The organism is Sphingobacterium multivorum, from assembly GCF_039511225.1.
GTDB lineage: Bacteria > Bacteroidota > Bacteroidia > Sphingobacteriales > Sphingobacteriaceae > Sphingobacterium.
The window spans coordinates 1812196-1828829 of the sequence record NZ_CP154261.1 but is presented as its reverse complement, the minus strand read 5'-3'; the positions used below and the strand labels follow the sequence as shown (position 1 = coordinate 1828829).

11 protein-coding genes are annotated in these 16634 nt (G+C 38.3%); 6 read left to right on the top strand and 5 right to left on the bottom strand.

Annotated features, from left to right (window positions below; genetic code table 11):
* Positions 1–197: 197 nt before the first annotated feature.
* Positions 198–2075, top strand: a complete 1878-nt coding sequence (locus AAH582_RS07510) for a DEAD/DEAH box helicase (RefSeq protein ID WP_046672184.1) — start codon at positions 198–200, stop codon at positions 2073–2075.
* A gap of 174 nt (positions 2076–2249) precedes the next feature.
* Entirely contained in the window at positions 2250–4013 is a 1764-nt protein-coding gene (locus AAH582_RS07505) for an AMP-dependent synthetase/ligase (protein ID WP_046672183.1), read from the top strand.
* A gap of 62 nt (positions 4014–4075) precedes the next feature.
* On the opposite strand, the gene rlmB is transcribed toward AAH582_RS07505, so the two are convergent.
* Positions 4076–4864, bottom strand: coding sequence for a 23S rRNA (guanosine(2251)-2'-O)-methyltransferase RlmB (gene rlmB / locus AAH582_RS07500; protein ID WP_046672182.1), 789 nt, complete (start codon positions 4862–4864; stop codon positions 4076–4078).
* Positions 4865–4941: 77 nt separating this feature from the next.
* Complete coding sequence (locus AAH582_RS07495) at positions 4942–6786, bottom strand: DNA polymerase III subunit gamma/tau (RefSeq protein ID WP_343321719.1); 1845 nt, start codon at positions 6784–6786, stop codon at positions 4942–4944.
* A 187-nt stretch (positions 6787–6973) separates the two neighbouring features.
* On the opposite strand from AAH582_RS07495, the gene AAH582_RS07490 reads away from it, so the two are divergent.
* Positions 6974–8137, top strand: coding sequence for a hypothetical protein (locus tag AAH582_RS07490; protein WP_046672230.1), 1164 nt, complete (start codon positions 6974–6976; stop codon positions 8135–8137).
* A 305-nt stretch (positions 8138–8442) separates the two neighbouring features.
* On the opposite strand, the gene AAH582_RS07485 is transcribed toward AAH582_RS07490, so the two are convergent.
* On the bottom strand, positions 8443–9831 hold the full coding sequence (locus AAH582_RS07485) for a hypothetical protein (protein ID WP_313156234.1): 1389 nt from the start codon (positions 9829–9831) through the stop codon (positions 8443–8445).
* An 85-nt stretch (positions 9832–9916) separates the two neighbouring features.
* Positions 9917–12709 (bottom strand): TonB-dependent receptor, encoded by a 2793-nt coding sequence (locus AAH582_RS07480; RefSeq protein ID WP_343321718.1) that lies wholly within the window; start codon positions 12707–12709, stop codon positions 9917–9919.
* Between the two features lie 445 nt (positions 12710–13154).
* On the opposite strand from AAH582_RS07480, the gene AAH582_RS07475 reads away from it, so the two are divergent.
* From AAH582_RS07475 to AAH582_RS07465, 3 genes are all read left to right on the top strand, one after another.
* Complete coding sequence (locus AAH582_RS07475; RefSeq protein ID WP_343321717.1) at positions 13155–13796, top strand: ABC transporter ATP-binding protein; 642 nt, start codon at positions 13155–13157, stop codon at positions 13794–13796.
* A 46-nt stretch (positions 13797–13842) separates the two neighbouring features.
* Positions 13843–15237 carry an ABC transporter permease gene (locus AAH582_RS07470; protein ID WP_343321716.1) on the top strand — a complete coding sequence of 465 codons (1395 nt, stop codon included), beginning with the start codon at positions 13843–13845 and terminating at the stop codon, positions 15235–15237.
* A 120-nt stretch (positions 15238–15357) separates the two neighbouring features.
* Positions 15358–15834, top strand: coding sequence for a hypothetical protein (locus AAH582_RS07465; protein ID WP_046674207.1), 477 nt, complete (start codon positions 15358–15360; stop codon positions 15832–15834).
* Positions 15835–15917: 83 nt separating this feature from the next.
* Here AAH582_RS07465 and AAH582_RS07460 read toward each other — a convergent pair whose 3' ends face one another.
* Entirely contained in the window at positions 15918–16631 is a 714-nt protein-coding gene (locus AAH582_RS07460) for a 16S rRNA (uracil(1498)-N(3))-methyltransferase (protein WP_046674208.1), read from the bottom strand.
* Between the last annotated feature and the right edge of the window lie 3 nt (positions 16632–16634).

The window sequence follows — 16634 nt, the reverse complement described above, 5'->3', positions numbered from 1 at the left end:
TTATAAAATAGTTTCACATTCGAAATAAATCTTTTCAAAGTGAGCTAAATCTATGTAACACGACTCAATTTATTATCACCTGGCACAAAAGAATCCGATCATCTTAAAAATCAATTATTTAAATTATTTGTTTATTCCAATATTATTCTTACCTTTGCAACGCCTTAGGCAATAGTGCCTATTGTATAAAATATTTCATGAACCCATTTTTAGAACTGGGAATCCGTCATGAGGTTGTTAATGCCATCTCTGAGTTAGGTTTCGAAAAACCTTCTCCTATTCAGGAAAAAGCCATTCCTGTATTACTGACTGGTAACGACGATTTTGTCGGATTAGCCCAAACTGGCACAGGAAAGACCGCGGCATTTGGTCTTCCATTATTAGAACAATTAGACTTTTCTCAAAAACACCCACAAGCGTTGGTACTATGTCCAACTCGTGAGCTGTGTTTACAAATTGCCAAAGATTTACAAAATTTTGCGAAGTATATTGACAACGTGCACGTTGTTGCTGTATACGGTGGTGCAAACATCTCTGACCAATTGCGTCAGATCCGTCGTGGTGTTCAAATTGTTGTTGCGACTCCGGGTCGTATGTTAGACATCATTGGACGTAATGCAATTGATTTCTCAGGCGTTAAATACGTGGTATTGGACGAAGCTGACGAAATGTTGAACATGGGTTTCCAAGAAGATATCAACAATATCTTATCTGAAACTCCTGAGGAGAAAAAAACGTGGTTGTTCTCTGCCACTATGCCAAAAGAGGTCCGTCGTATTGCTCAAAAATACATGACTGATCCTTTTGAGCTTACTGTAGGAACAAAAAATACAGGTAATGCAAATATCGAGCATCATTACTATTTGATCAAAGCAAAAGATAAATATGCTGCGTTCAAACGTATTGTAGATTCAAATCCTGATATTTTCGGCATTGTGTTTTGTCGTACAAAAATTGAAACACAAGATATCGCTGAGGCGTTGATTAAAGACGGTTATAATGCAGATTCATTGCATGGAGACTTATCTCAACAACAACGTGATAAAGTAATGAAACGTTACCGTGACCGCAGCTTGCAGCTCCTGATCGCAACAGACGTAGCTGCACGTGGTATTGACGTGAATGATGTAACTCACGTTATCAACTTCTCTTTACCTGATGAAGTGGAAAACTATACACACCGTTCGGGACGCACAGCCCGCGCTGGTAAAACTGGTATTTCGCTTTCATTAGTAAATGTGAAAGAATTGAGCAAAATTCGTCATATCGAAAAAATAATTGGTAAACCTTTCGAAAAGAAACAAGTACCTCAAGGTGCTGAAGTTTGCGAAAAACAGTTATTTTCTATCGTTAAAAAGATTGAAAATGTTGAAGTAAACGACGAACAGATCAGCCCATTCTTGCCTGCAATTATGGAAAATTTGGAGTCACTTTCAAAAGAAGATATCATCAAAAGATTCGCTTCTCTTGAGTTCAACCGTTTCTTGGATTATTACAAAAATGCACCTGATTTAAATATCGAAGCGCGTGACGGTGGTCGTGAAGACCGCGGTGATAGACGTGATGGTCGTTCACGTGAAGGTTCAAAAGGCTACACGCGTTTATTTATGAACTTAGGTTCTGTAGATGAATTCTCTCGTGGAGACATGCTGGGCTTTATCTGTAACAATGCAAATATTTCAGGAAAATCAATCGGTAAAATTGATTTGAAAGGTGTGTTCACATTCTTCGAAGTTCAAGATGCAGAAGTAGAAAAAGTATTCCAAGGATTCCAAGGTGTAGATTACAACGGTCGTCAAGTACGTATCGAAGTATCTGGTGAAGCAAGAGGTGAAGGTCGTAGCGACCGTGGCGGAAGAAGCCGTGGTGGTGATCGTGGCGGAAGACGCGAAGGTGGATACCGTGGTGGTGATCGCGGCGGAAGACGTGAAGGTGGATTTGGAGGCGGTGAACGTGGCGGAAGACGCGAAGGCGGATTCAGTAGCGAGCGCCGTGATCGTGGTGAGCGTAGCAGCAATGGCGGTGGCTTCCGTGATTTCTCCGGAAAACGTAAAGAATCAAAAAGCAAATACTAATCATTCGTATTTAGCATAAGAGTTAAAGACTCTGGCACAAAAGCGATCAGCTTGCGATGCCAGAGTCTTTTCTTTTATATCCCCCCCGTACGGCTATCGTAATCTCGCCCGTTAATACAATAGTATCTATAAAAAACCGTAAATTAGCGGTATTACACGAACTGGATTTCCAACATGCCAACAGCAACGAGATTATTTGATTTAGCAAGCTTGCAATATGCTATTGCGCCAGATTTCCCTATGTTTTCTTTCAAAAAAGACAACGAGTGGGTAAAAGTAAGTAATACCGAATTTATTGAACGGGTCAATAAAACATCAAAAGGTTTGATCGCCCTAGGTGTTCAACCGGGAGAGAAAGTGGCATTGATAAGTGAGAATCGTATCGAGTGGAATGTTTTGGATTTTGCAATCCAGCAAATCGGTGCTGTCGTCGTCGCCATCTACCCCAATATTTCGACTTCAGATTATACGTATATTTTCAATCATGCGGAAATCAGAAATTGTATTGTTAGTTCAAAGAAACTATACACAAAAATATCAGCGATACAAGGTGATTGCCCGCAACTGCGCGCTATTTACAGTCTCGACAAGGAGAATGACCTCAATCACTGGGAGGACTTTGTTGCGAAGGGCGTAATCATTCCGGATGAAACACTAGACCAACTGCGTGGTGGTATCCAAACAGATACATTAGCATCGATCATTTACACCTCTGGCACCACAGGCAACCCTAAGGGTGTGATGTTGTCCCATCGAAATTTATTGGCAGATACATTGAGTAGTGAATATTCCTTTCCGGTAGAACGTGGTGATCGTGCCCTTTCCTTTCTTCCTGTATGTCATGCATACGAACGCGTGTTCCAATATGTTTATATGTACAAAGGGTTGACCATCTTCTTTGCCCAATCTATGGATACCATAGGTGAAGATTTTAAATCTGTAAAACCTCATATTTTTTCGGCTGTACCCCGTGTATTGGAGAAAGTTTATGAAAAGATATTGGCTAAAGGAGAGCAGTTGACAGGGCTTAAACGCAAACTTTTCTTCTGGTCCTTAAGTCTCGGCGAACAATACAAACTGGCGGGGCGTTCTTGGTGGTATGATTTTCAGCTTAGTATTGCACGCAAATTAGTTTTTTCAAAATGGCGCGACGCATTGGGTGGCGATATCAAGGGGATTGCTTCTGGAAGTGCCGCCCTACAGGAGAAATTAATCCGTCTGTATATGGCAGCAGGAATTCCAATATATGAAGGATATGGTCTCACGGAGGCAGGTCCATGCATAGCCGTAAACTGCTACAAACGGGGTATGAAAATCGGAACAGTAGGTTTACCGTTAATTCATATTGAAGTTAAGCTCGCGGCCGATGGAGAAATATTAACCAAAGGTGAAAATAACATGATTGGGTACTATAAAAATCCGGAGGCAACAGCTGAAGTGATCAAAGATGGTTGGCTTTACACTGGAGACATCGGTCAATGGGTAGACGGTAAATTTCTCAAAATTATAGACCGCAAGAAAGAGATGTTCAAGACTTCTGGAGGAAAATATATTGTTCCTCAGCAGATCGAATCTAAGCTGGTAGAATCCTCATTTATCGAGCAGGCCATGGTAATTGGGGAAGCCCGTAAATTTCCCGCTGCTTTGATTGTTCCCAACTATAATAAGCTACTAGAATGGTCAAAAGGTACTTTTCCCACCCTTACTAATCTTTCTAAACAAGATTTTCTAAATAGCCCAGAGCTGAAGCAGAAAATCGAATCGGAACTCAAACGCATTAATCAAAATTTTGGCGCCTGGGAGCAGATCAAAAAGTTCGCTATTGTCCCCAACGAAATGACTGTGGAAACGGGTGACTTGACACCGACTTTAAAAATGAAAAGAAAAGTTATCTTACAAAAATACGAATTGGAGATTGAAGAAATTTATAAAATCTAGCCTACACAAAAAAGCCTTTGTCAAAAACAAAGGCTTTTCTATAATCAACTATATTATATTCTTTATTTTTTAACAATCCGTTGACGAATCGCTTCATAGATCACTACTGCGGCCGATACAGACACATTTAACGAACCTATTTCACCGTACATTGGTATCTTGGCCAGATGGTCGGCAATGCGGATTAGGTCATTGGAAACACCAACGTCCTCCGCACCCATAATGACACAAGTTGGAGCCGTATAATCTACGTCGTAGATACTCGAGGTTGTTTTTTCTGTACTGGCAACTAACTGCACACCTGAATCAATCAAAAATTTACCAACTTTTGAGAGGCTATCATGGCGACAGACTGGGATTTTATAGAGTGCGCCAGCAGATGTCTTGATCGCATCAGGATTGACCTCAGCCGAGCCTTTTTTAGGGACAATGATCGCATGCACGCCAGAACATTCAGCAGTCCGAGCAATAGCCCCCAAATTACGCACATCAGTCACTCCATCCAGCATCAAAAGCAAAGGAGTTTCACCTTTTTCATAAATCTGAGGGAGAAGTTCCTCAATGTCATGATAAGTAATTGGAGAAATAACAGCAATTACTCCCTGATGGTTTTTACGTGTTATCCGGTTTAATTTTTCAATTGGCACCTGTTGAGAAGCGATATTATGTTCTTTTAACAAGGCTTTCAATTCTAGAATCAAACTACCGCTCAAACCACGTTGTATAAATAATGACTCGATCTCTTTACCACTATCGATTGCTTCGATGACAGCACGAATACCAAATACCATCTGATTCACTTCACGTCTTTCGCCGTGGTCGCGATCACGTCTCTGAAAATTTCCTTGCATAATAAATACTAAATATCTGCCTCTTCATAGAAGAGTTTGCAAATGTACAAAAATAAAAAATAACTATTGTGTTTGAATTAGCTTAGCCCCAAGTTAAACTCCTTCCGCAAAGTATCTAAGAGCGGATTTTTGTTGACCATAGCTTGATATTTCTCCTGTGAAGTATAGGGTTTGCGTGAAATAGTATGTTCCATCATCACCCCCTGCAAATCCAGCGAAAAATTCTGAAGTTTCACACGCAGGTAATTCAGCACATCAACCTTTGCGCTTTGCAATACATCCATCTGAACACCATTTTCGACATCAATTTCAATCAATACTCCATTTAAACGGGGTTGCATAGCAGTCATCATGGTATACAAGTTAATCTTGTTTTCTGCTTTCAGCTGCTCAGCATAACTATTCCAAACAGCAATAAATTGGCCGAATGAAACATCACGCTGTTCGCTTCCACGTATTAATTCAGGTTCATCACCTTCCTTGGCTACCGCATTGTTATCGTATATGGTATTCAAATCCGGCAAAGACGGAATAATCGCTGTAGTAGATGCACCCCAGCCCCCTTTTTTTACTTTAGGAGGCTCATTGGAAATAGTATCTTTTTTCACCTCTTCCTTTGTCTCGGAAGCCTGATAATTTACGGGGTTAGCCTGCTGACGCGGTGTCACCTGGTTTTCAACGACAGGAGCATTCGCTAGAGAAGTCGCTTGCGGACTAAGAGCTACGGAGCTTTGTTGTGGTTGTCCCGCTACTGGCTCAGGAAGTTTTTTTTTTAAACCCTCGGCTGCCGAAGGAATCTGTATGGACCCTAGCTGGCTCAGCTTAATTGCACTTGCAATATGACATGTCTTGAGGAGTGAAAGTTCAACTTGTAAGCGTTGATTTTTACTTGTCTTATAGTTGATTTCACATTGATTGGAAATATTCAATGCAGACAACAAAAATCCTGGAGAGGCTTTTTGGGATTGCTGTAGGTACTTTTGACGAATACTATCACTGACTTCCAATAATTTAAGCGTAGTTGGCTCTTTAGCCACCAGTAAATTTCTGAAATGCGCTGACAGACCAGCTATAAAATGACTGCCATCAAATCCATGATTTAAAATCTCATTGAAAATCAATAAAGTTTGTGCCGCATCTTCCCTTAAAATAGCATCTGTTAGCTTAAAATAATAATCGTAATCCAAGATATTCAAATTATCGATTACCGCTTGATACGTGACATTTTTATTGGAAAAACTGACGATCTGATCGAACATCGACAAGGCATCCCGAAGACCACCATCTGCCTTTTGGGCAATGATATGCAAACCGTCCTGATCATAAGCAATGCCTTCCCTATCAGCGATACGAGCTAAATGACTGGCCATATCTTCCACTTTGATCCGATTAAAATCGAAAATCTGACAACGCGAAAGAATAGTAGGTAAAATCTTATGTTTTTCTGTAGTCGCCAGAATAAAGATGGCATAGGAAGGTGGTTCCTCTAAAGTCTTCAAAAAAGCATTAAAGGCCGCTTGAGAAAGCATATGCACCTCATCTATGATATAGATTTTATATTTTCCAGCCTGCGGCGGTATACGCACTTGATCAATCAAGTTACGGATATCGTCTACGGAATTATTGGATGCAGCATCCAGTTCATGAATACTGAAAGAATTTCCATTTTGGAAAGACTTACAGCTATCACATGCGCCACAAGGTTCGGTGCCTGCTAAAATATTTTCACAATTAATTGTTTTCGCTAAAATACGTGCACAGGTCGTTTTACCAACACCTCGGGGACCACAAAACAAAAATGCCTGCGCCAACTGGTTGTTGTGTATCGCATTCTTTAAGGTACCAGTAATGTGTTGCTGACCTACAACCGAATCAAAGGTAATCGGGCGGTATTTACGTGCAGAAACAATAAAATTATCCATTGCACGAAGATACGGATTTTAAAAATGAAAAAGGAGCATCTAAAACCTAAAAATAGATTGTAATTTTTTAATAATAATTCCTTCAATGCACAAAAAAAGCAAATTTTATCGTTAATTTTATATTACTACAATGTTATCAAATTGTTAAGAATTGAAATTAAGGGAAATACATCGGATGTTTTTGACCATGCTAATTTGGTTAACCTGTGCTTCACAACAGCTTTGGGCGCAACATCATGATTTCGATTTTTATGATGGGAAGGTATCCATTGATGTTCCACCCGCCTTTAATATTCCATTCAAAGACAGCTTAACGATAGCTCATGTGCAAAAATTCTATCAAATCGCTGATCAAACCGATTACATACAACTTGTAAACAGTTTACTCGAATACAAAGATGAACATCATTTGAATGATTGGGTCTATTATCAGCTGATTCGTCGCACCGCACAACAAATTGCCCCGAAAGCTGAAAATTATACACGCTATACTTTATATAAATGGTTTTTAATGTGCAAATCGGGTTATGATGCCCGCTTGGCTGTGGGGAATAATCAGATTATATTTTTCATTCAAAATAAAGAAGACATTTCTGATATTCCTTTTTTTGAAATTGACGGAAAGAAGTATACCTGTTTAAATTTTCATGATTATGGGAAACTCTTTCAACGCGCAGACACCTATATCCCCGTTAAGATTAAAGTACCAGAAGCTATTGAAGATTTTAGTTATAAAATCACAAAATTACCTGATTTTGTACCAGCTAATTATAAAGAGAAGCAAATTGAGTTCAATTATGGACATAAAGCATACCATTTTAACGTCAAGTTGAATGAAGATATCAGTGACCTTTTTAAAAACTATCCTGGTGTAGATTTCGAAACTTATTTCAATATTCCACTCAGCAAAGAGACTTATCAATCGCTGATTCCTGCACTCAAGGAAAATTTAAAAGGAAAAAATCAACAAGAAGGTGTCGATTATTTAATGCGGTTCACCCGCTATGCATTCTTGTATGAAAATGACGAAGAGAATTTCGGAACCGAGAAACGCCTTTCTGCAGAACAAACGCTATTGAATAAATACAGTGACTGTGATGACCGTGTTGCCTTGTTTTTTTATCTGGTAAAGGAAATCTACAATCTACCGATGATCACCCTGCTCTATCCCACCCATGTAACCATGGCCGTTCAATTTGAACATCCCATCGGTGATGCTATTTTGTACAATGGAAAATATTATTCAGTCTGTGAGCCTACTCCTCAAGCACAGAGTTTGGATATTGGACAGCTCTCCGAACAACTTAAAAATCAGTCCTATCAAATTGTCTATCATTATGAGCCCCGATAAACCTTCTTTTGGCGTAAACAAACTATCAGCAAAAAATAGCTTCATTAAATTAGATGCAAGTAAAGATCTACTTGCACCTAAATGTATCTCATTCGCTTATACACCTATTTTCTAGGTAACATAGAAAAAATGCATAAGTCAATGCTAATTTCCAGAGAGCTAGTCTTGGTAATAGTCAAACTTTTTTAAACCATCCTTGAAAATAAGCTGCTATTGTTCATTGTACACCGCGAAAAATAGGTCAAAAAAAATCCTGCCAAGGCAGGATTTTCCATCTATTTTACTAAACTATAATTATCTATTTCTTAGAAAGAAGCACCAGTAGCAGCTACTGATCCTGATTTCAGGATAAAGTTTGGCGCCGTTAAACTATATGGATTAACCAAAAGATTTTTAGCCGCTGCATCATCCAAGAACGTATTATTATTTGTTGTCAAATACGTTTTCAATAAATCAACAGTGGCAAATGATGGCACATTACCATCCGCTACTATTGCTTTATCAGCAGTAAAAGATTGATAAATGTTGTTCTTAATCAAAGAAGTCTTATCTGTCAAAGCATCACCAGTTTCTTTATCACGTATATCGATACCATAACGCATGTTGATAAAGATAGAATTAGCAAGGATCATCTTGCTTCCTCTTCTCCACAAATTTGCATACTCATGTTTTGGATCCACATCTGTATTACCAGGACCAACCAAAGTCATATTTGATATAACAGGACGTGTTCTTGGAGAAGAATCAAATACTTTTTCCGAATTATCAGATTCAATACCATTTGATTGACCAGCTTGATCCGCTAATTTCGGATCTCTAAGACCTACTAAGAATTGAAGTTTTCCGGAGTAACCATTATCGAAATCGAAAATATCATCGATGTTTGCAGTAGAGACAAGGTGCTTAGCATTTACTGTACCACCAAACCACTCAAAAGAATCATCACCAGAATAAGCAACTTGAACGTATTCAACAGTTGTCTTAGAACCAACTGATCCAAATGTGACACCGTTAATTTCGTTATTTGTTGTATAGGCAATACCTGGAAACTCAACACGTACATATTTAAGAACTCCTGAGTTATCATCAGCGATCGTTCCACCATGATTTCCGTATGGAGCTGTTAAACCGCCTTCGATAAGACCCGTTCCACCAGGGATATTATTAGGTGCCTTACCTAAGATAATAATTCCACCCCAATCACCTGGAGCTCTTGTACCGGCAGGTTGGTTTGAAGTAAATACAATCGGTTTAGCAGCAGTACCTTCTGCGTTGATTTTACCACCCATTGTAACAACCAATGTTGCTTTGGTATTTTTATCTCCTCTAATTACTGTTCCAGCTGGAATCGTTAATGTAACACCACTTTTAATATACACAAAACCTTTCAACAAGTATGTTTTGGATGCATCTAATGTTCTATCTGCAGTTATTTCACCTGAAAGCTCCTCGGTAGCAGTAGAATATGCAGTCTTATTTGGCTCGTAATTAACCCATCCCGATGTCCAGTCAGTTGAACCAAATGCACCTTTGTAAGCTACTTTCTCAAAAAAAGAATCAGCAAGCGATTCATTGGAATCACCTGGTTTAACAGGAGGTTCTATCACCGAAGGATCACTCTTACTACAGCTTGCAAATGCAGTTAAACCTGCCGCTAAAACAGCTAAAAGATTTAAGTTTAAATTCGTTTTCATTTTCATGTTTTATTTATACAAAAAGAATAATTTAATTTAACGATACAATTAACGCTATGTTAAGTATTTATGAATTAACACTATACTACCAAAATTTATAGGAGAGCGTAAGAGACACAGTAGACCCATATTTTTCAGCTCTATTGATATTATCTGTATTTTTATTAAATGCTGCATTCGGATCTGAACCTTTTGGTTTTTGATAGAAATAAGCTTTATTATTTAAAATATCACTATAATTCAATTTTACTTCGGCTCTGGAGTTTGCAAATTTTTGCGCTAATTGTAGATCAAGAATGTTTCTAGAATATTCGTAAATATCTGGATCTTCAGCGTTACCAATTGCCCATATTCTCGGTCCAACTCTATTATATAAGAGTGTAATCGCTGTCGTATTTGGATTTTTGGTCGTATACGATAATCCCGCATTTATTAAATAAGGCGATTGTCCTTGCAATTTTCGTTTACCTGTCGAGTTTACAGTAGTTGGAACAATAACTTTCGAATAAATGTATGATCCATTCGCATTGATGACAAAATTATCCAATCGCTCATCAATGAATTTTAGATTTTTTCTTACTTCTGCTTCAACTCCAAACACATCTGCAGACTTTGAATTGGTATAATTAAATGAACGGCCTGAGTTTCCTAACTGTAAAGCTTGTTCGATCGGATTTTCAAAATATTTATAAAATGCTCCCACCGATAAAACTTCACCAGCTGTTGGATAATACGCATATCCCAAATCAAAATTTGATGTTTTTGATTGTTTTAAATTAGGATTTCCGCGAACGTTCATGTTTTTATTGAAGTCATAAAATGGAAAAGGTGCCATTTCCCTGAACTCCTGTCTTCCTACCGTTTGTGAAGCTGCAAAGCGAAAACTCTGCTTGCTATCCAAATTATAGATTAAATTCAACGAAGGTAGTAGAGATATTGTCGTTGTGTCAACACCTACTGGATTACCATTATCTTCACTATTCAATTTTAAATTATATGACTCAAGACGCGCTCCAGCAATTACCCTTAATTTCTCCATCACAAGTCCATCATACATCAAATAGCCTGCGTTTAAAAATGCTTTCGCATCATAATGATCACCACCGTTGGTTATTTCATTGAGTATAAAGCCGTTTGGACGAATATTGGCTTGATCAAAAATTTTGTCTTGCGGTAGTTTCAACAAACTCGCATCAAAGTTTCCATTTCGAATAAATCCTATCACCCTTGCATTAAAATTTCTATCACGTAACTGATTGAAATAACCTGCTTTTAATTTGTCATTTTCCGAGAATAAACGGATCGGTAATGTCAAATTTAAAGCTCCGCCATACGAATTCTCAGTCATTGTTGAGTTGAAATTACCTGCTCTGTCTGCGGTGGATGAACTGGTCGCAGAAATCGATGCAATACCATCTTTTGAATATTCCATCCGCTTATAACCGGGCTCATCTCTATCTGTACGACCATAATTCAAGGACCAATCCAATTTTAATTTACTTTTATCTGAAAGGATATGTTCACCAGACAATTGATTTGTTAAAATAGACCGCTGTAATAGATAGTCTCCAGTGCGATAAAATTCACTACCCGAATCATCTTTTCCTTCACGGAGCGTAAATTGATTCTCTAAAATTCGATTGTATAAGTTTTTAAAAGAGATTTTATTTGACTTCCAAGAATACGCGAAGTTTGCAAGGGCTCCTAAATTTGTATTGAAACTATATTGATCGTCATGGAATACCTCTGGCAATGACTGGCCTACGTATGCCTTTTGGTCTGCCTCTCGCTTCCTTTGGTCGTAACGATAAGTCAAAGAGAAAATGGCTCCAAATTTAGAATCATCTTTAAAATTTTTAGTGGAACCGTAATTCAGCTGAAAATTCGGGGTTAATGTCGACTTTTTCGTATCATAACCCCAATTGTTTTTAAATAATTTAGAATATTCAAAAATTTCATTTGAATTATTTTGTAAAGATTGAAAATCCTTTGTGGAAGGAAAACCTTTAGGAATTTCACGGTCACTTCCTGCAAAACCAAACACTTCACCACCAGCCCTTTTTGCTGAGGTAAAATCTTTAAATGTAGACTGTGTATTATAAGATGTACCTATGGATGCATCAAAGAAATTTTTCTCTGGAAAATCCTTTGTATTTACTTGAACTACACCTCCAGAAAAATCAGCAGGGATATCTGGCGTCGCAGTTTTATTAATTACGATTGATTCAATTAAATTTGAAGGAATGATATCAAAAGAAAATGCACGTTTATCTACTTCTGTATTGGGTAAAATCGCGTTATTCAACATCGCTGAATTGTAACGATCACTTAGTCCCCTTACAATAACATATTTATTATCTTGAATACTAGCACCACTTACTCGCTTAATTGCCTCAGACGTATTTCTATCTGGACTTCTCTTAATCTGTTCGGTCGAAATACCACTAGAAATTCTAGCACTATTTTTTTGCTGGGAGTATAAAGCGCTGATCGACTCCTTTTTGAAAGTTCCCGTAACAACAACCTGATCCAATACAGTTCCCCCAGTATTATCAAGTACTACATCGAGCGTTGTAACATCCTTGTCCTTTATCTCTACATCAGTAATTTGCTTAGTAGCGAAGCCTACATAACTAAACTCCAATGTATACTTCCCCGCAGGTACCGCAGGAATATTATAATTACCAGTCACATCCGAACTCCCCACTCTTGCCGTACCGATCACCTTAATTGTCACACCCGTGATTGTTTCACCTGTTTTGACATTTGTTACTTTACCCGCCACCTTTCCACTGCCTTGTGCATAAACTGTTGTTGACGCAGCTACTGCTAGCGTTACGACTGCAGCGATTCTTCTAAGTTGTAATTGTGGTTCCAATTTATTTGTTTTTTGTTTCTGCAAAGCTATTAGCAGAATATTAGATTAACATTAACAACAAATTACCATTACATCAATCAGCTGTTAATTTAATGTTACCTATAGCCAGTTTTCCTCGACTTTCAGTAAAAAAGAGTATTTATGACCAATTTGCGTAGTATTTGGGCAGTCTCCAGAGAGATTATATTAAAGAAGTGTAATAAAATTATTAAGCACTTAATTTATTAACACAATAGGTTATTTTTCTAATTTATACCTTAATGAATGCCATGTAATGGGTTTACATAGCGACCTGGTACTTCTGGTTAAAAGAGAACGATCATCTTCCATTACAGCTGTTAACTCACCGCAGTAAATTGCTTTTTATATGCAATATAATTGCAATTATATTGCATATAAAAAGCAATTTATCTAAGTTTGAATATATTTTCAATTTCTGATCCGCATGAGCACTCCAATCGTATCGACAACACAGTTATCATTTCAGTATCCCAATTCAAGGCCAATTGAATTTCCAGATATCCATATCGAGAAAGGTCAGCATACGCTGTTATTGGGGGATTCAGGTTCCGGAAAAACAACACTGCTGAATATATTAGGCGGATTGTCACGACCAGAAACTGGTCAGGTCAAGATAAATAGCCAAGATTTAGCATTGTTATCAAACAGCAAATTGGATCAGTTTCGTGCCCAATATATCGGGTTTATATTCCAAGAAGCACACCTGCTGAGAAATCTAACGCTTTTGGAAAACATCAAGTTGGCGCAGTCTTTAGCAGGAAAAACAATAGATCCTAGTGCAATACATTTCATACTAACGCAACTACAATTAGATCAAAAAAGTAATGCCTATCCGAACGAATTGAGCCGCGGCCAGTTACAACGGGCCGCTATCGCACGTAGTATCATCAATAAGCCAGCCCTGTTAATCGCTGACGAACCTACCGCCGCTTTGGACGACAACAATACCTACAGGGTATTAGAACTTCTCCTATCGATAGCTGATACTGCAGGATCAACTTTACTGATAACAACACACGACAAGAGAATAAAAGATCAGTTCTCCAAAATGTACCTTTTAAAATAATTGTTTTACTTTATTTAGGCATCAACCTTAATTTTTAAAATTTGTTATGAACACGATACAATTGGTTTGGAAAAATATAAGTAGACAGTTTGGATCGGTCTTTCTCAGCATACTGTTAACGGCCTTTGGAATTTCCATCCTTGCCGTGCTTTCAATTACCGGAGAAACTTTTGAAAAGCAACTTGACAATAACAGTAAAAATATAGATTTAGTTGTCGGGGCCAAGGGAAGTCCACTTCAGTTAATCTTATCCAGTGTTTATCATATCGACAATCCAACCGGTAATATCCCACTAGACGAACTGGAGCCACTACGCCAAAATCCACTTGTTCGGCTTGCAGTCCCCTTATCTTTAGGCGACAATTTTAAAGGTCACCGCATTGTTGGAACAGACTCATCATTCTTAGCTATTTACGAAACCGCTGTAGCCGAGGGGCGTATTTGGCAAAATAATTTTGAAGTAGTCATTGGTGATCAAGTTGCCAAAAAACAACAGCTAAAAATTGGCGATCAGATCCATAGTTCACATGGCTTGAGCAAAGATGGTCACCATCATGATGAACATCCTTTTACCATTGTCGGTATTTTAAAACACAATAATAACGTTACCGACAATTTAATACTGACGAACTTGGAAAGTGTTTGGGATGTACATGGTATTGCACATCAGCATGAGCATCATGAAACAGCAGCAGAGAAAGAGCAGCGCGAACGTCAGGAAGACCGGGAAGAAACCGTCAACGCGCACCTCCACCACCACGGCGAAGATATAGCAGAAAATCCATCTTCTCCTGTCGAAATGGATGAAAAAGGACAGCACGACCAGGAAGACCATCATGAACAGGAGGAAGAAGGTATGTTTGTGAAGTCTATTGGCGCTGATATGGTCAAGCAAAATGGGTTGGAAATAACCGCCATCCTACTCAAATATCAATCTCCTGCGGCGATCGGAATTTTACCAAAATTGATCGATCAACAAACCGATATGCAGGCCGCATCCCCTGCGATGGAAAGTACACGTCTATTCTCTTTATTAGGTGTAGGGATAGATTCCTTATCCATACTAGCTTATGTAATTATGTTTATTGCAGGTTTAAGTGTCTTTATTAACCTATATAATGCATTAAAGCAACGTAAATACGATCTTGCCATCATGCGTACGCTTGGAGCCTCCAAAGGAAAACTCTTTGCAATTGTGCTCCTTGAAGGACTTACAATTACCATTATTGGTGGGTTAATTGGGCTTATAATGGCGCATTTGGCACTTTACTATATCAGTAACCAGACGAGTCAAAGCGCTGATTTTATTGAGGCCTTTAAACTCCATCCCAAAGAATTGGTATTTTTGTTTGTTGCTTGTATAATCGGTATCTTCGCAGCAATCATTCCAGCAATCAAAGCTTACAGGACAAGTATTTCTGGAACGCTATCAAGTAAATAAGTTTAACTAAGATCAATACACTACAAAAAAGATCGCAACAAGAAGAGCAGTTTGACCTCTAGGCAGGATAACGTAAAATATAGACGAACAGCTTCTTGATACAAAACAATAGCATAACACATGAAAAAAACACTGACAGTATTCTTATTTATAATATTTTGTACCATACAAGCACAGGCTCAAATAGGCAGTAATCCAGATGTTCCGGACCATACGCCCATGATGAACAAAACATGGGAAGCGATTGATAAGATGGCTTATAAAGTAACTTACAATGGAGCAAAGAAAGTATATACTCCATTCTATCCCAAAGAACTTAAAGCCCTGGAAAATAAAATAGTTGAATTACCGGGTTACATGGTTCCTCTTCACAGTGGTCGTAACCATAAAAACTTTATGATGTCTGTGTTACCCGTGATGCAATGCCAATTCTGTGGATCCAACGGAATACCACCCATGGTTGAAGTAACGTTAAAAGGTAGTGCGATAAAATTTTCCGAAGATCCGATTAAACTAAGAGGGAAAATGATCTTTACCAAAGACCCACTTAAGGGAAATGCCGAGATTCAAATTGTAGACGCGGAACCAGTAAAATAAACTAACGCCCATTTGAACGATCAAATGGGTTTTGCAAACTCATTCCTCAAAGCCAATTTGCTAAACCAAATCAGCGGCTTATTTTATCTATTCAACAGCGAAACTTCCATACATGCGGCTAAAGCGGCCGTTTCGGTCCTTAAGCGGGCTTCTCCCAAAGAAATTGGATGAAATCCCATTTGTAGTGCCAAATCAATTTCCTCCTCAGAGAAATCTCCTTCTGGACCAATGAGGATAATATAATGTTGCGAAGGCTCCAAAACCTGGTTTAAATACTTTTTTTCAGCATCAACACAGTGTGCAATTGCTTTTTGAACACCTTCTGTTGGAATATCTCTCAAAAACTGCTTAAACGATACTGCTGGATTAAGTTTGGGAAGATAGGCTTTCAATGATTGTTTCATGGCTGCAACAACCACCTTGTTCAGACGATCTAATTTTACCTCTTTTCGCTCAGAATGCTCACAGATAACTGGAGTTATTTCCTGAATGCCAACCTCAGTTGCCTTCTCTAAAAACCATTCTATACGATCAATATTCTTCGTTGGAGCAACAGCGATATGTAGATGATACCTCGGCTGCTGAAAGTCTTCCTTAACATTTAAAATAGTAAGAACGGTACGTTTGGGATGAGGGTCAATAATTTGAGCTTCGTATAAACCACCACGACCATCGATGAGATGTAAATGATCGCCAGTATTCATACGAAGCACGCGAATAGCATGTTTACTTTCTTCCTCACTAAGGATAAAATTTTCTAACGAAGGATTTAAATCCGGTGTAAAAAATAACTGCATTTA